16 protein-coding genes and 1 pseudogene are annotated in these 24,721 nt (G+C 67.7%); 8 read left to right on the forward strand and 9 right to left on the reverse strand.

Features of this window, described 5'->3' with window-relative positions:
* Positions 1–56: 56 nt before the first annotated feature.
* Positions 57–533: a hypothetical protein gene (locus JNJ68_RS18430; protein ID WP_294984926.1), complete on the reverse strand. Its 477-nt coding sequence runs from the start codon at positions 531–533 to the stop codon at positions 57–59.
* A gap of 322 nt (positions 534–855) precedes the next feature.
* Here JNJ68_RS18430 and zapE point away from each other — a divergent pair, with 322 nt between their 5' ends.
* Entirely contained in the window at positions 856–1,935 is a 1,080-nt protein-coding gene (gene zapE / locus JNJ68_RS18435) for a cell division protein ZapE (RefSeq protein WP_294984928.1), read from the forward strand.
* Here zapE and JNJ68_RS18440 read toward each other — a convergent pair.
* Both JNJ68_RS18440 and serB read right to left on the reverse strand, forming a co-directional pair.
* Entirely contained in the window at positions 1,932–2,693 is a 762-nt protein-coding gene (locus tag JNJ68_RS18440) for a TSUP family transporter (protein ID WP_294984931.1), read from the reverse strand. The genes zapE and JNJ68_RS18440 overlap by 4 nt on opposite strands.
* 49 nt (positions 2,694–2,742) lie before the next feature.
* Positions 2,743–3,621 carry a phosphoserine phosphatase SerB gene (gene serB, locus JNJ68_RS18445; protein WP_294984934.1) on the reverse strand — a complete coding sequence of 293 codons (879 nt, stop codon included), beginning with the start codon at positions 3,619–3,621 and terminating at the stop codon, positions 2,743–2,745.
* 153 nt (positions 3,622–3,774) lie between these two features.
* Here serB and JNJ68_RS18450 point away from each other — a divergent pair, with 153 nt between their 5' ends.
* The 4 genes from JNJ68_RS18450 (at position 3,775) to JNJ68_RS18465 (ending at position 8,068) form a co-directional block, all read left to right on the forward strand.
* On the forward strand, positions 3,775–4,932 hold the full coding sequence (locus JNJ68_RS18450) for a phosphoserine transaminase (RefSeq protein WP_294984936.1): 1,158 nt from the start codon (positions 3,775–3,777) through the stop codon (positions 4,930–4,932).
* A 79-nt stretch (positions 4,933–5,011) separates the two neighbouring features.
* Positions 5,012–6,604 (forward strand): phosphoglycerate dehydrogenase, encoded by a 1,593-nt coding sequence (serA, locus tag JNJ68_RS18455; RefSeq protein ID WP_294984938.1) that lies wholly within the window; start codon positions 5,012–5,014, stop codon positions 6,602–6,604.
* 83 nt (positions 6,605–6,687) lie between these two features.
* Positions 6,688–7,443, forward strand: coding sequence for a metallophosphoesterase family protein (locus JNJ68_RS18460; protein ID WP_294984940.1), 756 nt, complete (start codon positions 6,688–6,690; stop codon positions 7,441–7,443).
* Positions 7,444–7,492: 49 nt separating this feature from the next.
* Positions 7,493–8,068: a DUF2585 domain-containing protein gene (locus tag JNJ68_RS18465; protein WP_294984943.1), complete on the forward strand. Its 576-nt coding sequence runs from the start codon at positions 7,493–7,495 to the stop codon at positions 8,066–8,068.
* 28 nt (positions 8,069–8,096) lie between these two features.
* Here the strand turns inward: JNJ68_RS18465 and JNJ68_RS18470 are convergent, their stop codons facing one another.
* Complete coding sequence (locus JNJ68_RS18470) at positions 8,097–9,197, reverse strand: MFS transporter (protein WP_294984946.1); 1,101 nt, start codon at positions 9,195–9,197, stop codon at positions 8,097–8,099.
* Between the two features lie 128 nt (positions 9,198–9,325).
* Between JNJ68_RS18470 and bktB the strand changes: the two genes are divergently transcribed.
* On the forward strand, positions 9,326–10,483 hold the full coding sequence (bktB, locus tag JNJ68_RS18475; protein ID WP_294984949.1) for a beta-ketothiolase BktB: 1,158 nt from the start codon (positions 9,326–9,328) through the stop codon (positions 10,481–10,483).
* A gap of 77 nt (positions 10,484–10,560) precedes the next feature.
* Here bktB and rpiB read toward each other — a convergent pair.
* The 3 genes and pseudogenes from rpiB to JNJ68_RS18490 all read right to left on the reverse strand — a co-directional run bounded on the left by rpiB (position 10,561) and on the right by JNJ68_RS18490 (position 18,722).
* Positions 10,561–11,010: pseudogene (gene rpiB, locus JNJ68_RS18480) on the reverse strand (ribose 5-phosphate isomerase B).
* Positions 11,011–11,080: 70 nt separating this feature from the next.
* Complete coding sequence (pbpC, locus tag JNJ68_RS18485; RefSeq protein WP_294985201.1) at positions 11,081–13,123, reverse strand: penicillin-binding protein 1C; 2,043 nt, start codon at positions 13,121–13,123, stop codon at positions 11,081–11,083.
* Between the two features lie 151 nt (positions 13,124–13,274).
* Positions 13,275–18,722: an alpha-2-macroglobulin family protein gene (locus tag JNJ68_RS18490; RefSeq protein ID WP_294984952.1), complete on the reverse strand. Its 5,448-nt coding sequence runs from the start codon at positions 18,720–18,722 to the stop codon at positions 13,275–13,277.
* Between the two features lie 181 nt (positions 18,723–18,903).
* On the opposite strand from JNJ68_RS18490, the gene JNJ68_RS18495 reads away from it, so the two are divergent.
* A complete protein-coding gene (locus tag JNJ68_RS18495; protein WP_294984955.1) occupies positions 18,904–21,435 on the forward strand; it encodes a response regulator in 2,532 nt (843 codons plus the stop codon).
* Between the two features lie 237 nt (positions 21,436–21,672).
* Here JNJ68_RS18495 and recQ read toward each other — a convergent pair whose 3' ends face one another.
* Together recQ and JNJ68_RS18505 are read right to left on the reverse strand one after the other, a co-directional pair.
* The gene (gene recQ, locus JNJ68_RS18500; protein WP_294984958.1) at positions 21,673–23,718 is read right to left on the reverse strand and encodes a DNA helicase RecQ; all 2,046 of its coding nucleotides are present in this window, start codon (positions 23,716–23,718) and stop codon (positions 21,673–21,675) included.
* An 8-nt stretch (positions 23,719–23,726) separates the two neighbouring features.
* A complete protein-coding gene (locus tag JNJ68_RS18505) occupies positions 23,727–24,014 on the reverse strand; it encodes a YggT family protein (RefSeq protein ID WP_294984961.1) in 288 nt (95 codons plus the stop codon).
* Between the two features lie 126 nt (positions 24,015–24,140).
* Between JNJ68_RS18505 and JNJ68_RS18510 the strand changes: the two genes are divergently transcribed.
* Complete coding sequence (locus JNJ68_RS18510; protein ID WP_294984964.1) at positions 24,141–24,671, forward strand: acyl-CoA thioesterase; 531 nt, start codon at positions 24,141–24,143, stop codon at positions 24,669–24,671.
* The last annotated feature ends 50 nt before the right edge of the window (positions 24,672–24,721 follow it).

Consider the following 24,721-nt stretch of genomic DNA (forward strand, 5'->3'; position numbering starts at 1 on the left):
CGGCGCACCGATCATGCGCAACTTGACGCCCAACTGAACTTAGTTCCGTAGACTACTCAGCAGGTGGCGATTCCTTTTTCAGCTATCTCTTTCCACTTTTCGCCCAGCACGCCCTTAGCATCGACTCCGCGCTCATATCCCGCATCCCCGCGCTTCAAGAGCAGCACCCCAAGCGACGCGTCATGCGTACCGTAAACGATGGTATTTCCGCCTCCAAACTGAGTGTTGGAATATCCGTAGCCAGTGTTGCCGTAGGTGTTCAGCGTAGTCGTCGTGGTCGCGTAAGTTGGCGCAGTCTGGAATACCCCGGTATTGTTCTGCTGCGCAGCTCCGGTGATGATGAAACGATCGTAACCTCGGCGCAGGGCTTCCACGGCAGCCATCTTTACGGCGACGTTTTGCGCACCAGTTCCGCGGCAGATCGGTGCGGCGCTCGTATTGATTATGATCTGGTTTCTTGCGACGGGAACCACAGAGGTCTCGACACAAGCCGACAAAGTCAGAAATGCACCTAGTGAAATCTCTTTGTACATGACTTCCACCTTCGTGAGATGACTCGTTGCGATTCGAGCTACAGGCACTTCTTGACAACCACGAGTAGATTTTCCGGCGAATTTTGGACGTTTTCCCGCTGTCATCCCCGCGAAAGCGGGTACCCAGTTTTTCAAAGCCAACCGCCCGGCCCATCTGGGTTCCCGCTTTCGCGGGAATGACAACCAGCGCGAATCGACCCCGGTTAACCCCACCCTACCACCCAAACCCAACCCCTTGAAATCCCACACCTCCCCCTCCCTGTCCTGCGTGGACAGCCAGTCCCCCTTGCGGCCCCCGCCCCCGCCCCGCTACTCCTTCCCCATGCGCCAGACCCTGACCGAGATCTACGAGGCCCGCGTCGCCCAGGGCACCCTCAGGGCCGACCCCGCCCAGCACGCCCTCCTCCCCCGGATGGAGGACCTGCGCGCCTGGCTGGAGGCGAACGCGACCCGCAAGGTCGGCCTCTTCGCCGGCCTCTTCGCCAAGCCGATCCAGCCCCCGAAGGGCCTTTACCTCTGGGGTGGCGTCGGGCGGGGCAAGTCGATGCTGATGGACCTCTTCACCGAAGCCACGGACATCACCCAGAAACGCCGCGTCCACTTCCACGCCTTCATGCAGGGGGTCCACAAGGGAATGCATGCGGCCCGGCAACGCGGGGTGGAGGACCCGCTGGTCCCCGTCGCCGACGAGATCATCCGCGACCTCCGCCTCCTCGCCTTCGACGAGATGCAGATCACCGACATCACCGACGCGATGCTGGTGGGGCGGCTCTTCGAGAAGCTCTTCGCCGCCGGGATCGTGATCGTCACCACCTCGAACCGGCCCCCGCAGGACCTTTACAAAGACGGGCTCAACCGCGGCATCTTCCTGCCCTTCATCGCCATGCTGGAGGAGCGGCTGGAGGTGGTAGAACTGGAAAGCCCGACCGACTACCGCCAGCACCGGCTGCAAGGCGCGCAGGTCTACTTCCACCCGGCCCGCTCCGCCACCACCCAGATCGCCGCGATCTGGTCCGATCTCACCGGCGGCGCACCCGAAGCCCCCCTGACGCTGGAGGTGAACGGGCGGCAGGTCTCTGTTCCGCGCTTCGCGAGCGGGGTCGGGCGGGCGAGCTTCTGGGACCTCTGCTCGAAACCCCTCGGCCCGGCCGACTACCTTGCTATCGCACGCGCCGTGCGGGTGCTGATCCTGGAGGACATCCCACAGCTCTCCTCGGCCAACTACAACGAAGCGAAGCGCTTCGTCACCCTGATCGACGCGCTCTATGAAGCGAAGGTCCGCCTCATCGCCTCAGCCGCCGAGACACCAGAACGACTCTATATCGAGGGCGAGGGCAGTTTCGAATTCGAACGCACCGCCAGCCGCCTGCGCGAGATGCAGGGGGCAGACTGGGGCATCTAGCCCAAAGCCTGCCACAAGAGCCGCAGCGCCATCGCGGTCGAGACGAAGACCAGCAGCGGCTTGATCAGCCGCGCCCCCACTCGCATCGCGACGCGGGCCCCCAGCGCGGCCCCGGCGATCTGCCCCAAGGCCATCGCCAGCCCCACGCCCCACCAGGTCGCGCCGGAAAAGACGAAGACCACAAGCGAGCCGATGTTCGAGGCGAAGTTCAGCATCTTGGTATGCGCGGTCGCCTTCAGCACGCCGTAGCCCGCCAGAAGCACAAAACCCATCATGAAGAACGATCCCGTGCCCGGCCCGAAGAACCCGTCATAGGCCGCGACCAGCGGCACCACCGTGGCCCCGAAGACCGGCAGCGGAATCCGCGCGGCGCGGGCGTCGTCGGAAAGACCCGGCTTCAGCGCGAAGAAGGCGGCGACCCCGATCAGCACCACCGGCATGATGATCCGCAGTACCTCCGCCGGGATCAGATGCGCGACCATCGCCCCTGCGGCCCCGGCGCCTGCGCTGACCGCCGCCATCCCCAGCTGATCCGCCAGCCGCACATGCCCCGCCCTGGCATAGGCCAGCATCGCCGTCCCCGACCCGAAAGTCCCTTGCAGCTTGTTGGTCGCCAGCGCCTCGACCGGAGAGGCTCCGGCCAAAAGCAGCGCAGGCACCGAGACCAGCCCGCCCCCGCCCGCGATGCTGTCGATGAACCCGGCGCAGAAGGCGACAAGGACCAGAAGCAGGGCAAGATGGGTCGCGATCTCGAACATGCCCGGCTTGTCGCCGGTTCGGCGGGCCGGGGCAAGGGCCGTGCAGATGTCAGACGCGGGCGAACTCGTCGCGGGAATAGCCCTGCAGGTAGAGAAGCGCGGTCAGGTCGCCGTGGTTGACCCGGACCTCGCATTCCGCCTGCACCCGCGGCTTGGCGTGGAGCGCGACGCCAGTGCCCGCCGCCAGAAGCATCGGCAGGTCGTTCGCCCCGTCGCCCACCGCGATCGCCTCCGCGGGCGAGATGCCCAGCCGCGCGGTGATCTCTTTCAGCGCCAGAAGCTTGGCCTCCTTGCCGAGGATCGGCTCGGCCACCGTCCCCGCCAGCAGCCCATCGGCGACATGCAGCGCGTTGGCGCGGTTCTCGTCGAAGCCCAGCTGCTCCGCCACCGCCGCAGTGAAGGCGGTGAACCCGCCCGAGACCAGCGCCGCATGGGCGCCGTTCGCCTTCATCGTCGCCAGCAGCACCTCGCCTCCCGGCATCAGCGTGATCCGGTCGCGCAGGACCCGGGCGATGACCCCTTCCGGCAGGCCCTTCAGAAGCCCCACCCGCTCGCGCAGCGCGGTCTCGAAGTCCAGCTCGCCGTTCATCGCCCGCGCGGTGATCCCGGCCACATGCGCGCCGACCCCCGCCTCGTCGGCCAGCTCGTCGATGCATTCCTGCCGGATCATCGTCGAATCCATGTCGGCGATCAGGAGCCGCTTCCTGCGACCCTCGGCCCGCTGCACCGCCATGTCGACGCGCAGGCCTTGCAACCCCTCCCAGACCTGCCAGCGGTTCTCCGGCACCCTCTCCACCTCGAACTCCGCCGCCACCCCGGGGTCGAGCCAGCGCGCCGCCCCGCCGCCCCAGGCATCGCGCAGGGATTCGACCGTCACCCGTTCCAGCACCGGGGTTTCGGGGTTGGTCAGCAGGGTGACGACATGCATGGGCAGGTTTCCGATAGTGAACAGGCCTGTCGCTTTTTCGCGACCAGGCGGCGGATTAGCGCGATTTTTCCGCTTGCGCCAGAGCGGCTGCGTCTTTAGCCAAGGCGTCGGGACACCCTTCCCCAACGAAGGGCTTTTAGCTGGAAGGCTACCATGACTGACCTGACTCCGCCGGCCAAGCGCCCGGCCAATCCGCGCTTCTCCTCCGGCCCCTGCGCCAAGATCCCCGGTTATTCCCTCGACATGATCGCCGACGCCCCCCTCGGGCGGTCGCATCGTGCTGCCGTCGGCAAGGCGAAGCTGAAAGAGGCCATCGACCTTACCCGCGAGATCCTCGGCGTTCCTGCCGACTACCGCATCGGCATCGTCCCCGCCTCCGACACCGGCGCGGTGGAAATGGCGCTGTGGTCGCTGCTCGGCGCCCGCCCGGTGGAGATGCTGGCCTGGGAAAGCTTCGGCGAGGGCTGGGTCACGGATGTGGTCAAGCAGCTGAAACTCGACGCCACCGTGCGCAAGGCACCCTACGGGCAGATCGTGGATTTCGCGCAGGTCGACTTCGACAAGGACGTGGTCTTCACCTGGAACGGCACCACCTCCGGCGTCCGCCTGCCGAACGGCGATGCAATCCCGGCGGATCGCGCTGGCCTGACGATCTGTGACGCGACCTCGGCCGCCTTCGCGATGGACCTGCCCTGGGACAAGCTCGACGTGACCACCTTCTCCTGGCAGAAGGTGCTGGGCGGCGAGGGCGCGCATGGGATGCTGGTCCTCAGCCCCCGCGCCGTCGAACGGCTGGAAAGCTACACCCCCGCCTGGCCGCTGCCAAAGATCTTCCGGCTGACCGCGAAGGGCAAGCTGATCGAGGGCATCTTCCAGGGCGAGACGATCAATACGCCCTCGATGCTGGCGAACGAGGATTACCTTGTCGCCCTGAAATGGGCGAAATCTGTCGGTGGGCTGAACGGCCTGATCGCCCGCGCGAATGCCAACGCGCAGGCGGTTCATGACTTCTGCGCCGCGAATCCCTGGATCGCGAACCTCGCCGAAGACCCGGCGACCGCCTCCACCACCTCCGTCTGCCTGAAGTTCACCGATCCCCGCATCACCGACGGCGAGGCTTTCGCCAAGGCGGTGGCGAAACGGATCGAGAAGGCCGGCGCGGGCTTCGACCTCGGCGCCTACCGCGACGCCCCTCCGGGGTTGCGCATCTGGTGCGGGTCCACCGTGGAAACGGCGGACGTGCAGGCGCTGATGCCCTGGATCGCCCACGCCTTCCACGCCGAGATCGCCGCGCTGGCCCAGGCCGCGTGACCATGTGCCGGGGCACGCCCCGGCCTACGTAGGTCGGGGCGTGCCCCGACTCTCTCCCAAAATATCCAAGGACCATCCCATGCCCAAAGTCCTCGTTTCCGACGATCTCTCCGAAACCGCCGTCCAGATCTTCCGCGACCGCGGGCTGGAGGTCGACTACCTGCCGAAGCTCGGCAAGGACAAGGACGCCCTCCTTGCCGCTATCGGCCAGTATGACGGCCTTGCCATCCGCTCCGCCACCAAGGTCACCGAGAAACTCCTGGAGCAGGCCACCAACCTCAAGGTCGTCGGCCGCGCCGGGATCGGGGTCGACAATGTCGATATCCCGGCGGCCTCGAAAAAGGGCGTCATCGTGATGAACACGCCCTTCGGCAACTCGATCACCACGGCCGAGCATGCCATCGCCATGATGTTCGCTGTCGCCCGGCAAATCCCCGAAGCAAACGCCTCGACCCATGCCGGAAAGTGGGAAAAGTCCAAGTTCATGGGGGTCGAACTCTTCAACAAGACCCTCGGCGTGATCGGCGCGGGCAACATCGGCGGCATCGTCTGCGACCGCGCGGTGGGGCTGCACATGAAGGTGGTGGCCTACGATCCCTTCCTGTCCGAGGAGCGCGCCAAGGCGATGGGCGTCCACAAGGTCGAGCTGGACGAGCTTCTGGCCAAGGCCGATTTCATCACGCTGCACGTGCCCCTCACCGACAAGACCCGCAACATCCTGTCGCGCGAGAACCTTGCCAAGACGAAGAAGGGCGTCCGCATCATCAACTGCGCCCGGGGCGGGTTGATCGACGAAGCCGCATTGCTCGACGCGCTGAACGCGGGCCATGTCGCCGGCGCGGCGCTGGACGTGTTCGAGGTGGAGCCCGCCACCGACAGCCCGCTCTTCAACCACCCGAACGTCGTCTGCACCCCGCATCTCGGCGCCTCCACCACCGAGGCGCAGGAGAACGTGGCCCTGCAAGTGGCCGAGCAGATGTCGGACTACCTGCTGACCGGCGCGGTGCAGAACGCGCTCAACATGCCCAACGTCACCGCTGAAGAGGCCGCGGTGATGGGGCCGTGGATCAAGCTTGCTTCCCATCTCGGCAGCTTCATCGGCCAGATGACGGACGAGCCGATCAAGGCGATCAACATCCTCTACGACGGCACCGTCGCCACGATGAACCTCGCCGCGCTGAACCAGGCCGTCATCGCGGGCGTCCTGAAGGCGCAGAACCCGGACGTGAACCTCGTCTCCGCACCCGTGGTGGCGAAGGAAAAGGGCATCCAGATCTCCACCACACGGCAGGAGAAGACCGGGGTCTTCGACGCCTACATCAAGGTCACGATGGTGACGGACAAGCGCGAACGGTCCGTGGCGGGCACATGCTTCAGCGACGGCAAGCCGCGCTTCATCCAGATCAAGGGCATCAACATCGACGCCGAGATCGGCCGCCACATGCTCTACACCACCAACGAGGACGTGCCCGGCATCATCGGCCTTCTCGGCATGACGATGGGCAAGAACAACGTCAACATCGCCAACTTCACCCTCGGCCGGTCGGGCGTGGGGCAGGACGCGATCGCGATCCTCTACCTGGACCAGCCGATCGACCCGAAGGTGATCGAGACGCTGGAAGGAACCGGCATGTTCCAGCAGGTGAAGGCCCTGCAATTCGAGGTCGCCTGATCTTGCCCTTTCATACTGGGACAAATATCCCACGGGGGTCCGGGGGTGTGAAACCCCCGGCGCTCTCCATCTGGACCTGACCCATGCACATCTATGCCATCGGCGACATCCACGGGCATCTCGGCCTCTTGAAGGCCGCTCATGACCTGATCGCCGCCGACATGGGCCGTCACGGCAAGGGCCAGGTCATCCATATCGGCGACCTCGTCGACCGCGGCCCCGACAGCCGGGGGGTGATCGACCACCTGATGCAAGGCCAGGCGCGGGGCGAGGACTGGGTGGTCCTGAAAGGCAACCACGACCGGATGTTCACCCGCTTCCTCAACGATCCCGGCGAACCGGAGCCGGGCCTGCGGTCGGAATATTCCTGGCTGCACCCCAGGCTTGGCGGCACCACCACGCTGGCCTCCTACGGCGTCGGCAAGGCCGCCGACCGCCCGGTCCCCAAGGTTCATGCCGATGCGCTGGCCGCTGTCCCACAAACGCATCGCGACTATCTCTCCGCCTTGCCCGCGCTGCACCAGGCGGGCGAATGCGTCTTCGTCCATGCCGGTATCCGTCCCGGCGTGGCGTTGGACCAGCAGACCGAGACCGACCTGATCTGGATCCGCGACGCCTTCCTGATCGAGGCCGTGAGCTTCGGCCCCCTGATCGTCCACGGCCACACCGCCATCGACCATGCCACGCACTACGGCAACCGCATCAACCTCGACAGCGGCGCGGCTTACGGCGGGCCGCTCTCCGCCGTGGTGATCGAGGGGCGCGAGGCCGCCCTTCTGACCCCCGAGGGCCGCAGAAAGCTTCCCGGCCCCGCACCGATGCTGTTCCAGCGCGCCTGACGCAAGATCGCGCTGGACGGCAAGCCCCCGGCGTGATTCCTTCCGCAGCATGACAGACCGCAGCGCCCCGAACCGCCTTGTCCCGATCCTGATCACCGCCGGGATCATCCTCCTCACCGCCGCCTGGCTCCTCTGGATCGGGCGTGAGCCCTGGTGCAAATGCGGCTATGTCAAGCTCTGGCACGGGCAGGTGGTCAGTTCGGAGAATTCGCAACACATCTCCGACTGGTACACCCCCAGCCACATCATCCACGGCTTCCTGTTCTTCGGCGCGCTCTGGCTGGTCGCGCGCAGGCTTTCCTTCGGCTGGCGGCTCGTCCTCGCGACGCTGGTCGAATGTGCCTGGGAGATCGTCGAGAATTCCGACGCAGTGATTGAACGCTACCGCAGCGTCACCATCTCGCTGGATTATTACGGCGATTCCGTCCTGAACACGGTCTGCGACGTGCTGGCGATGGTGCTGGGCTTCTGGCTGGCCGCGAAGCTGCCGGTCTGGGCCACGGTCGCGCTGATCGTGATCTTCGAGGGAGTGACGATGTGGATCATCCGCGACGGCTTGGCGCTGAACGTGCTGATGCTGCTTTACCCGCTCGACTGGGTGGCGGAATGGCAAGCCGGACGCTGAGCGAGCCTGAGAATCTTCTAGAAAGTTCTCAGACTTTCATCCGCCGCAGCGACAGCACCGCCGCCGCCGTTAGCACCAGCGTCACCCCGGCAACGACCCAGAAGAACCCGCGATCCCCCATCCCCGCCATCATCGGCGCCAGCACCAGCGGCGCGCCGATCCCTCCCACCAGGCCTGAGGCGATGATCGTTGGCGGCACCCTGATGTCCTCGCCCATCTTGCCGCTCGCGGTCACGTAGAAACCGGGGAAGAACAGTCCCGCCGAGGCCCCCATCGCGACGAAGAAGATCGAGGGCGAGACGAAGACCGCCCCCAGCGCACAAGCCGCCGCCGCCCCGACCGCAAGCGTATACAGCAGGAACGGCGCGATCCGGTGCGCGAAGAAGATCAGCACAACCCGCGCGGCCAGGAAGACCACGAAGAACGCGCTGAGAAGCTCCGCCGCCGTCTTCTCGGCCACGCCCGCGCGGATCAGCGCGGTGGGGCCAAGGCCGATCAGGCTGGCTTCAAGCCCGATCGCCACCGCGCCGAAGGCCATGATCCCCCAATGCGGCCGGAAGGTCCGCACCTCGGCCTGCTGTGCCACGCCCTCGCGCCCCGCAGGTCCGGCAAACAGCCAGATCGCCGCCGCGAAAGCCGCCGTCAGCCCGAAGGAGAGCCGCGGATCGCTGCCGAGCGCCACGAAGATCAGGGGCGCGGCAATCGCCCCCACCCCGAAGGTCGCGTTCAACAGGCTCAGCATCGACGGCCCGCGCCGCCCGAAGGCGCGCAGCACGCGCGGGTTGAAGACCGCGGTCGAGAGGCCATAGCCCAAGCCGAAGATCACCGCGCCCGTGATCGTCGCCCACCACCCTGCCAGCGCTGCCACCGCGGCCGCCCCCAGCGCCATCGCCGCCAGTGCATGCCTTGGCGTGATCCCCGCCCCGCGCAGATACATGATCGCCACGCCCAGGAAGCAGCCCACCCAATGCGCCGACACCAGGACACCCGCCTGCGCCTCGCTGACCGCGAAGATGCGCGAGAAGGCGGGAAGCGCCGGGCCATACAGCGACTGCCCCGCGCCCATCATGACAAAGGTCGCCACCCCGGCAATGAGAAGCCCGGCGTGGGCCCGGATCAGGTCTTTCACGATATGCTCCCGCTGACCCGTCTGATCTCCCCTGCCTGTCAGCCGCTGTCAATGGCGCCCGTGACGCGACGTCCTCTCTGCAATCGCCGCCGGATGGTGCAGAGTGTCGCGAAACCCCGGAGGCCCCCATGACCGAAATCCACATCCTCTCCGCCGCCCGCACCGCCATCGGCGGATTCGGCGGTTCGCTTGCCGCGATGCCGGCCATCGACATCGCCACCCACGCCGCGAAAGCCGCTCTGGACCGTGCCGGGGTAGAAGGCGGGCAGATCGGCCAGGTGGTCATGGGCCATGTCATCAACACCGAACCGCGCGACATGTATCTTTCCCGCGTCATGGCGATGAACTCAGGGATTCCCGAAACCACCCCGGCGATGAACGTCAACCGCCTCTGCGGCTCCGGCGCGCAGGCCGTGGTCTCCGCCGTCCAGGCCCTGATGCTGGGCGACGCCGACATGGCGCTGGCGGGCGGGGCCGAATGCATGAGCCGCTCGCCCTACATACTTCCCGCCGCCCGCTTCGGGCAGAAGATGGGCGACACCCGCGCACTCGACATGATGACCGGCGCGCTGACCTGCCCCTTCCGCACCGGCCACATGGGCGTGACCGCCGAGAACGTCGCCGCCGAATATGGCATCACCCGTGCCGACCAGGATGCCTTCGCGCTGGAAAGCCAGACCCGCGCCGCCCGCGCCATCGCCGAGGGGCGGTTTGCCGACCAGATCGTCCCGGTTGAGATCAGCGGCAGGAAGGGTCCCGTCATCTTTGCCGTGGACGAACACCCGAAGACCACCAGCCCGGAGGCGCTGGCGGGCCTGCGCCCTGCCTTCCAGAAGGACGGCACGGTGACGGCGGGCAATGCCTCTGGCATCAACGACGGTGCCGCCGCACTCGTCCTGTCGCGCAACGCCAAGAACAGTCGCGCCCGGATCATGGGCTATGCGCTGGCCGGGGTGGACCCGAAGGTGATGGGGATCGGGCCGATCCCCGCCGTGCAGGCGCTGTGCAAGAAACTCGGGGTCACGCCGCAAAGCTTCGACGTAGTCGAATCGAACGAAGCCTTTGCCGCCCAGGCCCTCGCCGTTTCCCGCGCGCTGGACCTTGATCCGACGAAGGTGAACCCCAACGGCGGCGCCATCGCGCTTGGCCACCCGGTCGGCGCGACCGGCGCGATCCTCATCGTCAAGGCGCTGCACGAGCTGGAGCGGACGGGCGGCAAGACCGCCGTGATCACCATGTGCATCGGCGGCGGACAGGGGATCGCCTTGGCCATCGAGCGGACATAGGCGATTTCTTCGAAGAAATCGTCGCGGAGCCTTCAAGGGCTCCGGTCCGGAGTTTTCGAGAACTCCGGAGCCCGGCCTTACGGCTCCAGCGCGTCGATCATCCCGACCCGCAGGGCGTGGCGACCGCCCTCGAACCCGGCGAAGAGGAAGGCGTCGACGATCTCCAGCGCCAGCCCTTCGCCCACCACGCGCGCGCCGAGCGCCAGCATGTTGGCGTCGTTGTGCATCCGGATCATCCGGGCCGAGAATGTGTCCGAACAGACCCCGCAGCGGATGCCCCGCACCTTGTTCGCGGCCATCATGATCCCCTGCCCGGTGCCGCAAAGCACGATCCCCAGGCCGCAATCGCCCGAGGCGACCCGCCGCGCGGCCGCCGCGCCATGTTCCGGGTAATGCGTGCTTTCCGGCGTGGCCGGGCCGATGTCCACCACCTCCCAGCCCTAGGCGGCGATATGGGCGGCAATGGCGCGGCGCAGCGGAATGGCGGCGTGGTCACTGGACAGGACGATACGTCTGGCGGCGGTCATCGGGGCCTCTTGCGGTTTCAGCGGTCGCGCCCCGGTACGCCAAACCGGCCCCGGTCTCAACGCCCCGCCGCTACCTGACCCGCACCTGCACCCGATCCGACCGGCCTTCCGCGTCGATCACGCTCAGCGTCACGAAGCCCGCCCCCGGCATCGCCAGCATCGCCTCGCGCGCGTCGGACCCCACCACCACCGGCACCCCGTCCGCCAGCCAGGTGAAGGGCGCTGTCCCGCCCGCGACCTTGACCTTCAGACCTGATGCCAGCAGCTCCACCTCGGCCCCGTCCGGCGGGAAGGCCACCGCCGGAGCGTCCTCCGCCGCCTCGAACACCGCCGAGCGAGACTTGAACCTTTGCAAGGGCAGCGGCAGTTCAGCATTCGCCACCAGAAGCGTCGATGCCGGGGCCGCAGGCTGCGGGTCAAGCTTGCCCTTCAGTCGGTTGAAGGCCTGGAACAGCACGGGCGCCGCCACCTCCGCTCCGAAGGCCCCCGGCACCGGCGTTCCATCCGCCCGGCCCATCCAGACGCCGATCACATGCCTGCCGTCGAAGCCGATGGCCCAGGCATCGCGGTGTCCGTAGGAGGTGCCGGTCTTGTAGGCCAGCCGGTTCGATGGCGCCCCCGGCGGCGGGGCCAGTCCAGCAAGGATATCCCCCACCTCCCAGGCCGCAACTTCCGAGACCACCCGCTGCCCTTCCGGCACCTCGGCATCCTGACGCCATGACAGGGGTCGCACCACGCCTCCTCGCGCGATGGCTGCGTAAAGCTGCACCATGTCGGAAAGCGTCACCCCGACGCCCCCCAGCGCAATCGCCAGCCCCGGCTTGTCGCCCGGAAAGACCGGCTTCATCCCCGCCTTCTCCATCGCCGAAACCAGCTTGGCGGGCCCCAGCGCCTCGGTCAGCGCCACCACGGGGATGTTGCGCGACAGCTGCAAGGCCTCACGCATCCGGATCGTGCCCAGGTGGAGCTTGTCGAAATTCTGCGGCGCATAGGTGCCGAAGCTCATCGGCTTGTCGTCGATCATCGTCTCCGGATGGCCCAGCCCCTCATCGAAGGCCAAAGCATAGACCAGCGGTTTCAGCGTCGACCCCGGGCTTCGCAGGGCCTGCGTCATGTCGACGAACCCCTGCCGCAGATCGGCCTGATACCCCGCCGAGCCGACGCTGGCGAGGATCTCGCCCGAGGCATGGTCCGCCACCAGAATCGCCACCTGCAACTGCTCGCCCTTGCCCGCCACCGCCTCCTGCGCAAGCGTCTCCAGCTTCTTCTGCAACTTGCCGTCGATGGTCAGGCGATGCGCCAGGGCGAGCGGCTCCTCCTCCCGCGCGCAGTCTGCCAGATGCGGCGACAGCGCCGGGAAGGGCTTGCGCAACCCCGGCACCGCCTCACGCAGCGCCGCCCCGGCCTCCTCGGCGTCGATCACGCCCTCCCCGACCGCGCGGGTCAGCACCCGGTTCCGCGCCGCCTCGGCCCGGTCGGCAGCGCGGTCCGGGCGACGGGTCTCCGGCGATTGGGGAATGGCCACCAAGAGCGCCGCCTCCGCCGGGGTCAACCGCGCCGGTTCTTTCCCGAAATAGGAAATCGAGGCCGCCCGCACCCCCTCCAGGTTTCCCCCGAACGGCGCAAGGTGCAGGTAAAGCTGCAAGATCTGGTCCTTCGTCAGCCGCCGCTCCAGCGCCAGCGCCACCCGCATCTGCCGGAGCTTGCCGCCAACCTGGCCGGTCGTGCCTTCCTCCAGCAGCCGCGCCACCTGCATCGTCAGGGTCGAGCCGCCCGAGACGACGCGCCCGTTCCACGCCGCCTGCAACCCCGCCCGCAGGACCGACCGCCAGTCCACCCCGGAATGCACACGGAACCGCTTGTCCTCATAGGCCAAGAGCATCCGCAGATAGAGCGGGTCCACCCGGTCCACCGGCAGCGCCAGCCGCCAGCGGCCATCGGCGACGGTATAGGCGCGGAGGAGGTCGCCGTCACGGTCCAGCACCTCGACCGACATCTCCAGCGCCAAGGGGGGCAGGATGGTCGCGTCGATCCATTGGTCGAAACGGTCGCGGCCAAGGGCTGCAAGCCAGAGGGCCAAGGCCAGGCAGATGATCCACCGCGCGCGCATCAGCCACCCCACGCGACGGTGGGTCGGTCAGCGCTTCCCTCCCCCCCTGTGGGGGAGGGGGATGGTGGGGGGGCTTCGCCACATGGTCCGGAGGCCCCCCACCCCCATCCCCTCCCCACAAGGGGGAGGGGAGGCGCGTATGCCTGCCCGTGACTCACTTCGTGATCGTGATCTCGCCCGTCTCGCTCCGCGCCCGGAAGTCCGGTCGATACATGTCCTCGACCGAGGCCGCGGCATGGTGGAACGTGCCGGGGCTGACCGCGCGGACCACGTAGGCCAGCTTGAAGGGTTGGTCCGAGGACCAGTCCACCGCCGTCAGGAACCGGTCCTGCCGGAACTCGGAATGCGCCACCTCGTTCAGCGTGTCCAGCCAGCCGAGTTCCGAGGTCGAGCCCGCCGACATCAGGTTCGGGTTGTCGATCTCGAACCCGGCCGGAAGCGGATCGCTGACCATCAGCCGCGCTTCGCCATAACCGAACGGAGTAATCTCCAGCACCGTCACCAGCCGCGTCCCCGCCGCCACGCTGTCCAGCGTCACAGGCTCGCCCGCCATGGTGTAGTAGGTCCGGGTGATGGCATAGCCGTTGCCCCCCGCCGGTTCCGGCTCGGACGGCACGCCATAGGTGGTGACGGTGACGGTCGTGTCCGCGCCATCGTTTTTCACCACCACAGGCGTCACCGCGCCTGCATCCAGCACCCGCACCAGCGGCCCGTCCGCAGGCTTGCCGTCGATGGTGATGCCTTCCGCCCCCGGCCGGTCGATCAGCGCATTCGTCGCCAGCAAGGCCCAGGTCGCCTCCTGCGTGGACAGGTTCTGCCCCTGCACGGCGATCCGGTCGGTCAGCGCCTCACGGTCCACCGCCTGGCTCCCGGCCTCCACCGCCAGCGTCAGCAGAGCTGCCGCATCGCGGTAGCGGGTGCCATAGTCCACCCGCCAGATCTGGCCCTGCTCCGGCTCCTGTGCCTCCATCTTCGCCACGGCCTTGCGGAACATCGCATCCGCCCGCGCCTGGTCGCCATAAGAGGCCAGGGCCGCCCCCAGCTGCGCCTGCGCGATGGGGGTGGAGAAGTCGTCCCCCTTCACGTCAGCATAATAGCGCAGGTCGCCGATCGCCGCCGCGCCTTCCCGCGCCAGCACCATCAGCGCATAGGCAAGCGCCTCGCCGCCGCCGTTGACCTGGTCCGAGAAGTCCGGCGCATAGTTCACCTGGTTGCGCAGGTTCGCCAACGCGTTCCTGAACGCCAGGTCGGGCACCTGATACCCCTGCGCCTTCGCCCGGCTCAGGAAGTCGGTGACATAGGCGTCCAGCCAGAAGTCGCCTTCATATGGCCCCCAGAGCCCGAAGCCGCCGGTCGCCGACTGGTTGGACAGGATCTCCACCACCGCCTCGTCGATCCGCTTCTGGATGTCCTCCGCGCCCTTCAGGTCCATCACCTGCGCCACCTCGTCGAAGTAGAGGAGCGGCAGCGCGCGCGAGGTCATCTGCTCGGTGCAGCCATAGGGATAGCGGTCCAAGGCCGCGAGCAGCCCCGGCGCGTTCAGCCGCGCCAGCGGGCCCACCGCCATCGTCGCCTTGCCCGAGCCCGGCACCAGCCCGGCGAAGACATTCTCGTCGAAGGTGAAGGTCTGCCCGCTGGCGAGTTCCAGCCGCGAAATCCTCGCAACCTCGGGATCATTCACCTGCACCGGCACGGTCAGCGTCTTCTTCAGGATCTTCCCGTCCGGCGTGGTCAGGCTCACGTCGATGGTCTGGATCCCCACCGCCCCCGCCGTGACCGGCACCTCGAACACCGCCTTGGCCTTGTCGCCGAGGTCGAAGCCCGAAGGCACCTCGCCCAGGGTCAGCCCGGTCGCCGTCACGTCCAGCCCCATCCGGCCCGAGGGCCCGGTGGCATGGACCACCTCCAGCAGCAGCCGCGAGGTATCCCCCGGCGACAGGAAGCGCGGCACCGAAGCCGTCACCACCACCGGATCGCGCACCAGCACATCGGCGCTGGCCTGCCCGACCCCGGTCTTCGACCAGGCCACGGCCATCACCTTCACCGTCCCGTTGAAGCTTGGCAGGTCGAAGGACGCACGGGCATAGCCATCCGCCCCCACTTCCACCGGCCCGGTGAAATAGGCCACCAGCTCCTCTGTGGGCGGCGGCGCCTGCAGCCGCGCCTGCGCGCCCGCGTCTCCGCCGGAGCGGACCTCGCCGGTCGCCCCGTTCAGCCCGTCGATCAACCGGCCATAGATGTCGCGGATGCCCACGCCCAGCCGCCGCTGGCCGAAGTAATAGTCGCTCGGGTCGGGGGCCTCGAACCCGGTCAGGTTCAGGATGCCCACGTCCACGGCCGCGATGGTGACATAGGCGGTTTCGCCCGCCGTCACGCCATCCACCTTCACCGCCACGTCCAAGGGCGCGCGCGGCGCTGCCTCGGCGGGAACTTCCACCGTGGCCGCAAGCGCCCGTGCGCCGGGGTCGATGCTGGCATGGGTCAGCCCCAGCGCCCGCGCCGGGTTGCGGCCCGCCGCCACGTCCATCGGCCGCAGGACCGAGGCCGTCACATAGACGCCCGCGCCCCATTCGTCCGTGACCGGCAACTGGATCAGGTTCTCGCCTTCCTTCACCTCGACCGCCTGCATCGCCACCAGCCGGTTCGACAGCACCGTCACCAGCGCCGTCCCTGCCGCACGCGGCACGATCCGCAGCGTCGCCGTCTCACCCGGCTTGTAGGCCGGTTTGTCCAGCGACAGTTCCAGCGTGTCGGGCGTGGCCGAGGCATCCGCAGGCGCATACCAGCCCGCGTAGAACTCGGTCGAGGTCGCGGCCTTGCCGCCGTCCACCCGCTCGACCAGCAGCTCATAGGTGCCCCAGTCCACATCCGCCGCGATCTCCACCGGGGCCGTGCCCAGCGTCGCCTCGCCCTCGGCCACGATGGACCGGCTCACCACCGGCTCCCAGCTCCAGTTGCCGTAGCTCTGGTACCACTGGTAGTCATAGTCCACGCGGCTGACCGTCCACTTCACCGGCAACGCAACCGCCGTCTCGCCATCCACCGCGATGATCTGGAACCTGGCCTCGCCGCCTTCCGGGGCCACTCCGTCGAACAGCGGCTTCACCCCGATCATCGGATCGGCGGAAGAAACCACCTTCGTCACCTGCCGCTCCACCGGGCGGCCCGAGCCTTCGGCGACGCGGATCGTCACCCGCGCTTCCAGCGGGCGATGCGGGTCCTCGATCATCGGCAGGTAGACCGGCAGCACGGCATTGCCCGCCTCGTCCGTCTCCGCCCCGTTCAGCGATTCCATCTGCGCGCTGAACGGCTGGTCATGCCGCCCGAAGACATACCCGGGGAAAGCCTCCAGCCCCGCCGCCGCCCGCAGCAGCACCTCGCCCTCGATGGCAAGCCCGGCACCGGGCGCCCCGAACAGATAGCGCGCAGCCACCGTCAGGTCGACCGCCGAGTCCTGGCCCACGAACAGCGGCTCATCCGCCAGCGTCAGGTCGAAGTCGATCCGTTCCGGCAGGAAATCCTCGACCAGGAAGGTCTTCGACGCCAAAGCCGGGGCTTCCAGATCGGCATACATCTCCAGCCGCCAGACGCCCCGCGGCGCCGACCCGGCGATGGGGAGCGAGAACACATGCCCGCCCGCGCCCTGATCCTCGACCAGTTGCCGGGAATATTCCACGCCATCGGGCCGCGACAGGACCGCCGTCAGCGGCAGCCCCTCGACCGCCGCCTGCTCCGCATCCCGGGCAAGTGCTGTTACATAGACCGTCTCGCCAGCGCGATAGGCGCCCCGGTCGGTCGTCACGAACACATCCACCGGCGGCGCGGCCTCGCGGCCTTCCACGCCCCGGTCGGACAGGTCGAACTCCGGGTCGGTCAGCGACAGGAAGGCGATGTCCTCCGCCCCCTCCTTCACCACCACCATCGCCGGGGCCGAGCCGCCCGTGCCGCGCGTCAGCCCGGCATCGAAGCGGGCATAGCCCTGCTCATCCGTCGTCGCCGTCCCCAGCACCGTATTGGCCCGGTTCAGCAATTCCACCGTCACCCCCGCCTTCGCCCCCGCCGTTCCCAGCGAGCGGACGAAGACATGCAGCCCATCGACCCCCGACATCGTCGTGACCCCGAGGTCCGAGACGACGAACCACTGCCAGCCCGGCGGAATGGTATAGGGGTCCACCCCCGGCACTTCCGCCTTCAGCGCATAGATCCCCGCTGGAAGCCCCTCCAGCGCCTCGCCCAGCGGCAGGCGGGTGGTGACGTCCTTGTTCACCTCCTGCGCCACCGTGGCCGTCCCGGTCCACAGCTCCTCGCCCACCGTGTCGGCGAAATATTCCTCGGAATAGACGTTGATCGGCGCGCCGAAGTAATAGTCCTGGATCGACCGCAGCAGGTTGCGGTCGGTCACGCGATAAAGCTTCAGGTCCAGCTTCTCGGTGTTCACCGTTTCCACCGGCAGCGCGGGCTCCCCCGCCTTCGGCAGCACATAGCCCCGACCGGGGAACTTCACCCCAGGCGCGCGGTCGCGGATATATTGCGTCACCTCGACCGACTTGGCCATGACCTGCCCGTCGGCGGCGGGAAGCCCCTCGCGGAAGGTCACCGTATAGCGCTTGCCATGCTCCAGCCCGCTGACGCACAACTGACGCCAGCCGCCGTTCTCCACCACCATCCCGGCTTCGGGCAGCTGCACGAAGGTGGAATAATCCACGCCCGAGGCCACCAGATCCTCGCTGAACGTCGCGCAGATGCGGGGCCGCGCGAGGTCGGATTGCACCAGCGTCTCGGCAATGCGGAAGCCATACTTCCCGATTGCCGCATCCAGCAGCGCCGCCGTATCCACCCGCTCCTGCAAGCTTTGCGCCAGCCGCAACGCCTGCACCGTGTCGCGGCCCCGCCCGTTCCGCTCCAGCACATCGCCCATCGTCAGGAGGATCGTGTGCCGCAGCGCCGGACTGTCGGCCCTGAGATAGGCGTTGATCGACGACAGGAACGCCTGGTTGAAGAAATAGCCCGACTGGTTCTGGTCCGCGATCCCCGCCTGCAACTGCCGCCGCGCGAATTCGCCCCAGGTCGCCGCGTCATCCGTCAGGTTCAGTGCCGCGCCCGTATAGGCCGCCGCCGCCGCCCAGTCGCCCCGCGCCTCGGCCTCGGACGCCGCCGCCAGATGCTCCTCGGCTGACCACGGCCCCGTGGTGTGCTGCCGCCCCAGCCCCTGCGCCTGGTCGAAGGCGGGCTGGATGTCCCAGTCCGGCAGGAAGGCCAGTTCCCCCCGCCGCACCTTCGCCGCCTCGCGTGAGCTTTTGTCCGCCTCGATCACCGTGGCCGAGAAGGCCCCCGCGAAATAACTCCCCTCGCCGGGGGAGTTCTTCACGAAGCACGCCCCGTTCCGGGTGTTGTAGACATAGGCTTCGCAGCGCGCATTGGTAACGCAGGCGCGCTCGCAGGCCTCGATGGTGGTGTCGAAGATCGACGCGATATCCCCGCCCGGCAGGTCCTGGTCCTGCGTCACGACGAATCGCCGCTCGGGGATCAGGTCCTGCGCCAGGGCCATCCCGGACCCGCCCAGAACCACAGAAGCAATCGCCGCCTTCAGAAACCACCGCATCGAAAATGCCTCCCTTTGGATTGGCGGAACTGTCGCATGGCCCGCCCCGTGGTGGCAAGCGCACCCCAATTCCTTTCGGCGTTAAGGCTTGGTTCATCTTGGCTTGCGAGGCTAGTCGCGAAAACCGGATGTTGCGGTCCCCCGCGCCGCCGGACACAGGCAGAATGTCGGCTGGAAAGCGATGGATCTTTCGGAACGTCTGGTCAGGGAACGGCGCGCGCGGCTGGCGGCCGAACGCCTTCTCGAACAGAAAAGCCGGGAACTTTTCGCCGCCAACGAAAAGCTCGCCATCCACGCCCGCGCCCTCTCCGACCAGATCGTCGAGCAGCGCCAGGTCGTGAAGTCGGCGCTTTCGCAGGCCGAGGTGCTGAAGGACCAGAACCTCCGCTTCGTCGAAGACCTCGACCGCGCCCATACCGCCGCCGTCATGGCCGAACGCCGCCTCTGGGACGCGCTCGAAACCATAAACGACGGTTTCGCCGTCTTCGACAGCGCCAAGCGGTTGGTCAGCGCCAATGCCGCCTGGTTCGGTCCCTTTGGCCAGGTCATCGCCCCCGGCTGCCCCTATGGTGACATCATCCGCCAGTCCGCCGAGACCATCATCGACCTCGGCGAGGAGACGGCCGATGCCTTCACCGCCCGGATGCTCGCCCGGGTCGAGGGCGACCCGATCGAACCCGCCACCCTGAAACTGCGCGACGGCACCTGGATCAAGATCCAGGAACGCCGCGCCCGCGATGGCGATCTCGTCTGCCTTGCCATCGACATCACCGAACAGATGCGCATCTGGGCCGCCATCGACGTGCTGCCCGACGCCTTCGTCCTTTTTGACCGGGAGGAACGTCTTTTGGCCTGCAATCAACGTTATCGCGAAATGTTTCCCGACTCTGCCCCCCTCATGCAGCCGGGCACCACCTTCGAGGACCTGCTTCGACACGGGTTGAAGCACGGCCATGTGCCGCAGGCCGTGGGGCGCGAAGAAGACTGGCTCGCCGACCGGCTCGCCCATTTCCGCGCCGCCGACACCATCGCCGAGAACACGCTCGCCAACGGAAGGGTGGTGCTGGAATCCGACCATGTCACCCCGGACGGTGGCCGCGTCGGCCTGCGCACCGACATCACCGCGATCCGCGAGCAGCAGGCACAACTCGAAGCCGCCCGCCAGGCCGCCGAGGCGGCGAACCGCGCCAAATCCGCCTTCCTCGCCAACATGAGCCATGAGATCCGCACGCCGATGAACGGCGTCGTCGGCATGGCGGAACTCCTGTGCGACACCGCTCTGTCCGAGGAACAGCGACTCTTCGCGGAAACCATTCGCTCCTCGGGCGAGGCGCTTCTGGTCATCATCAATGACATCCTCGACTATTCCAAGATCGAGGCGGAGCGGCTCACGCTCCGCCCCGAGCCTTTCGACCTCGAACGCACCATCCACGAGGTGACGATGCTCCTCCAGCCCCGCGCGCGGGAAAAGGGCATCGACCTGATGATCGACTTCGACATGTTCCTGCCCACCCGTTTCGTCGGCGATCCGGGCCGCCTGCGGCAGGTGCTGACCAACCTGATCGGCAATGCGGTCAAGTTCACCGAAAAGGGCCATGTGCTGACCCGTGTCGTCGGGGTCGACTCGGAAGACGGCAGCCAGACCCTGCATGTCACGGTGGAAGACACCGGCATCGGCATCGCGCCGGACTATCTCGACCACATCTTCGGCGAGTTCAACCAGGTCGAGGATGAGCGGAACCGCAAGTTCGAGGGTACCGGGCTTGGCCTTGCCATCACCCGCCGCCTGATCGAGCATATGGGCGGCGCGGTCTGGGTCGACAGCGATCCCGGCCAGGGCTCCAGCTTCGGCTTCCGCGTGACGCTCCCGGTGGCCGAGGATGCCGCCCCCGTGCAGGTCCCGGTCGCCGTGAAGCGCGTTATCGCCGTCGACGACCAGTTCATCAACCGCACCATCCTGGAACGCCAGCTCGCCCCCTGCGGGATCGAGGTGACGCTCTGCCGCTCGGGCGTCGAGGTGCTGGAAAGGCTCACCGCCGACCCGGCCTATGACGTGGTGCTGACCGACCATGCCATGCCCGAGATGGACGGGGTCCAGCTCCTCGACCACATCCGCGTCGCCGGGCATACGCTGCCGGTGATGCTGCTCTCTTCCAACCCCACGGGCCTGGGCAATCTCGCGCATGACTTCGCCGCGATCCTGCAAAAGCCGATCCTGCGCTCCGACCTCTACCGCCACCTCCAGGGCCTGACCGCCCCGGCGCTGGCAGAGACCCCGCCCGAAGCCCCACCTGCGCCGTCGGACCTGCGCCAGATGCGGGTGCTGGCCGCCGAGGACAACCGCACCAACCAGCTCGTCTTCCAGAAGATGGTCCGCGACATGGATATCGACCTGCGCTTCGCCGACAACGGCCGCATTGCGGTGGAGATGTTTGCAAGCTTCCAGCCTGACCTGATCTTCATGGACATCTCGATGCCCGAGATGGACGGCAAGGAAGCGGCCCGCACCATCCGGTCGTTGGGCTCCACTGTCCCCATCGTGGCGCTGACCGCGCACGCGATGGAGGGCGACGCCGAGGCGATCCTCGCCGCCGGGATCGACCGCTACCTGACCAAACCCCTGCGCAAGACCGCCATCGAGGGTGCGCTGACCGAGTACACTCCGCGCGAGGCCCGCCCTCCGGTCGCAACCCCCGCAGAGAACGCTGCCTAAACGTAGGTCGGGGTTCACCCCGACTCTGCCCGCCAACCTGCATCCGTCGCCTCAGCGCCGAGACCGCCGCACCTGGCCAACCCGTAGGTCGGGCTTCAGCCTGACTCTTCCACGCACCCAAGGCGCGGCAATACCGCGCCGAAAGAAAACCAGAACATTACCAAACGCCTAACACCCGCAACCAACCCATTGAAATCATTCACGCCAAAATTCTGTCCACCGTGGACAGCCCCGGCCTCACCCCTCCCGCAGCACCGCCAGAAACGCCTCCCCGAACCGCTCCACCTTGGCCTCCCCCATCCCGCCGATCCCCATCAGCTCCCCCAGCGTCGAGGGCCGCCGCTCCACCACGGCCCGCAGCACCGCCTGAGAGCAGGCCATGTATTTCCCCGTCCCGTCCTCCCCCCGGGCCAGCGAAAGCTGCACCTCCGCCAGCCGGTCGAAGACCACCCCCTCCGGTCGCCCGACGAGCCGCATCCGCGCCGGATGCAGCCCCTCCGCCGCCCCGGTGATCACCTCCAGGAAGGCCGCTCCGTAGCTTTCCAGCTTCTTCGCCCCGACCCCGGTGATCCCCGCCATCCGATCCAGCGTCGCGGGCTTCCTCTCCGCCATCTCGATCAGCGTCTTGTCCGGGAAGACCACATAGGCCGGGACATTCTGTGCCTCCGCCAGCGCCCGCCGCCTGGCCTTCAGCAGGGCCAGCAGCCCGGCATCCTCCTCCGCCACCTGCGCGCGGACCACCGGCTCCCGCTCCCCCGCCGCCGCCACCGTGTCGCGGCGCAGCGTCACCGAGGCCTCGCCCCGCAAGACTGGCCGGGCCGCATCGGTCATCCGCAGCGCGCCGTGGCGGTCGGGGTCGGGGCGGACAAGGTCGCGCCCCATCATCTGCCGGAACACCGCGCCCCAGGCGGGTTTCGACAGGTCGCGCCCCACCGCGAAGGTCGGCAGCTGGTCATGTCCCCGCTCGCGGACCTTGTCGGTGGCGGTGCCGGTCAGGATGTCGATCAGATGCCCCGCCCCGAACCACTCGCCGGTCCGCAGGATCGCCGACAGCGCCTTCCTGACCGCCTCGGTCGCGTCGAACAGAAGGGCAGGGCGGTCGCAGAGGTCGCAGTTCCCGCAGGGTTCCGCCGCCTCGCCGAAATAGCCCAGCAGCACCTGCCTCCGGCAGCCCAAGGCCTCGGCCAGCCCCAGCAGGGCATTCAGCCGGGCATGATCGGCAGCCTTGCGGTCGGGCGGGGCTGCTCCCTCGTCGATCTGGCTCCGCCGCAGCCGGATGTCGTCCGGGCCGTAGAGCGTCATCGTCTCGGCGGGAGACCCGTCCCGCCCGGCGCGGCCGATTTCCTGATAGTAGGCCTCGATCGACTTCGGTAGGTCGGCATGCGCCACCCAGCGGATGTCGGGCTTGTCGATCCCCATTCCGAAGGCGATGGTCGCCACCACGATCAAGCCATCCTCGCGCTGGAAGCGGGTCTCGACCCGGCGGCGCTCGTCGGCCTCCATGCCCCCATGATAGGCCACCGCCTCATGCCGCGCCTCGCGTAAGGCGCGGGCCAGCGTCTCGGTCTTGGCCCGTGTGGCGCAGTAGACGATGCCGGACTGCCCCCGCCGGGCGGCGGCGAAGCGCAGGATCTGCTCGCGCGGCTTGTCCTTGACCGCGAAGGCGAGATGGATGTTCGGCCGGTCGAAGCCGCGCAGGAAGGTGACGGGCGGTTCGCCGTCGAACAGACGGGTGACGATTTCCGCCCGCGTCTCCTCGTCTGCCGTCGCGGTGAAAGCGGCCAAGGGCACCCGCAAGCTGCGGCGCAATTCACCGATCCGAAGATAGTCGGGGCGGAAGTCATGGCCCCACTGGCTGACGCAATGCGCCTCGTCCACCGCGATCAGGCTGCACTTCGCTCGCCGCAGAAGCGCCAGCGCCCCGCCGGAGGCCAACCGCTCCGGCGCCATGTAGAGGAGCTTCAACCGCCCCGCGTCGATGGAGGCGAAGACCTCTTCCGTCTCCTCCTCCGTATTGCCCGAGGTCAGCGCCCCGGCCTCCACCCCCGCCGCGCGCAAGGCCCGGACCTGATCCCGCATCAGTGCGATCAGCGGCGAGATGACGACCGTCACCCCGTCGCGGCACAAGGCGGGCAGCTGGAAGCACAAGGATTTCCCGCCGCCGGTCGGCATGATCGCCAGCGTGTTGCGCCCCTCCAGCACCGATTGCACGATCTCGGCCTGGCCGGGGCGGAAGTCCGGGAAGCCGAAGACCGAATGCAGAAGCCGGGAAGCGCCGTCCACGCCGCGCCTCAGAGGAAGGCGGCGATGTTGTTCCGCAGGATGATCTGCAAGGCGTAGATCGCGATCAGCACCACCAGCGGCGCGAGGTCGAGCCCGCCCATCGGCGGCAGGATGCGGCGGACCGGGGCGTAGATCGGCTCCAAGAGCCGGTTCAGCCCGTCCCAAATCTGGCGGACCAGCGGTTGCCGAATGTTCAGCACCTGGAAATTGACCAGCCAGCTCATGATGACCTGCGCCAGGATCAGGAACTGCGCGATCTGCAGGATCAGCATCAGGATCTGGTAGAGCGAGGTCATCGGGCACTCCATCGGGATTTCGTCACAGGTATCCGCAGGGGCAGCCAAGGGCAATGGCTTCCGCAGCGTTCTGCTTGACGAAGCGTTGATGCCGCGCCAGTCCGGGGGTAACAGCCGGAGGCCCCGATGTACCCTTTCCTGCGCATGTTCAAGGAACTGGCCCGTGCCCGGCGGATGCCGCCGCTCGGCCTGTTCGACACCCATGTCAGCCATCACCTCTGCTGGCCCTGGGACCTGGACCCCTGGGTCGAGTTGAACAACGGCCGCACGCTGACGCTTTACGACCTGGGCCGCCTGCCGCTTGGGGCGCGGACCGGCATCCACCGGATGCTGAAGGCGAAAGGCTGGGGGATGACGGTGGCGGGGTCTTCCGTGCGCTACCGGAAGCGGGTGACGATGTTCTCACGCCTGACGACCTACAGTCGCTGCCTTGGGTGGGACGACCGCTTCCTCTACATGGAACAATCAATGTGGAAGGGCGATGACTGCACCTCGCAGGCGCTGATCCGCTCGGCCATGGTGTCGAAGGCAGGGATCGTACCGCCCTCGGAACTGGCGAAGGCGGCGGGGGTTTCGACAACCAGCCCCGAGTTGCCAGACTGGGTCAAGGCCTGGATCGTCGCGGATGCGACCCGGCCCTGGCCGCCGCAGCGCTGATCGGCGGGCGAAGGCGCCCCGCATAGCCTTCCCTTGCGCCGCCCCGCTTT

The organism is Tabrizicola sp., from assembly GCF_016793705.1.
Taxonomy (GTDB): Bacteria; Pseudomonadota; Alphaproteobacteria; order Rhodobacterales; family Rhodobacteraceae; genus Tabrizicola.

Bases quoted from the DNA above. Each gene is read 5' to 3' on its own strand.
- JNJ68_RS18430 (WP_294984926.1), bottom strand. From the start codon at position 533: ATGTACAAAGAGATTTCACTAGGTGCATTTCTGACTTTGTCGGCTTGT.
- zapE (WP_294984928.1), top strand. From the start codon at position 856: ATGCGCCAGACCCTGACCGAGATCTACGAGGCCCGCGTCGCCCAGGGC.
- JNJ68_RS18440 (WP_294984931.1), bottom strand. From the start codon at position 2,693: ATGTTCGAGATCGCGACCCATCTTGCCCTGCTTCTGGTCCTTGTCGCC.
- serB (WP_294984934.1), bottom strand. From the start codon at position 3,621: ATGCATGTCGTCACCCTGCTGACCAACCCCGAAACCCCGGTGCTGGAA.
- JNJ68_RS18450 (WP_294984936.1), top strand. From the start codon at position 3,775: ATGACTGACCTGACTCCGCCGGCCAAGCGCCCGGCCAATCCGCGCTTC.
- serA (WP_294984938.1), top strand. From the start codon at position 5,012: ATGCCCAAAGTCCTCGTTTCCGACGATCTCTCCGAAACCGCCGTCCAG.
- JNJ68_RS18460 (WP_294984940.1), top strand. From the start codon at position 6,688: ATGCACATCTATGCCATCGGCGACATCCACGGGCATCTCGGCCTCTTG.
- JNJ68_RS18465 (WP_294984943.1), top strand. From the start codon at position 7,493: ATGACAGACCGCAGCGCCCCGAACCGCCTTGTCCCGATCCTGATCACC.
- bktB (WP_294984949.1), top strand. From the start codon at position 9,326: ATGACCGAAATCCACATCCTCTCCGCCGCCCGCACCGCCATCGGCGGA.
- JNJ68_RS18490 (WP_294984952.1), bottom strand. From the start codon at position 18,722: ATGCGGTGGTTTCTGAAGGCGGCGATTGCTTCTGTGGTTCTGGGCGGG.
- JNJ68_RS18495 (WP_294984955.1), top strand. From the start codon at position 18,904: ATGGATCTTTCGGAACGTCTGGTCAGGGAACGGCGCGCGCGGCTGGCG.
- JNJ68_RS18505 (WP_294984961.1), bottom strand. From the start codon at position 24,014: ATGACCTCGCTCTACCAGATCCTGATGCTGATCCTGCAGATCGCGCAG.
- JNJ68_RS18510 (WP_294984964.1), top strand. From the start codon at position 24,141: ATGTACCCTTTCCTGCGCATGTTCAAGGAACTGGCCCGTGCCCGGCGG.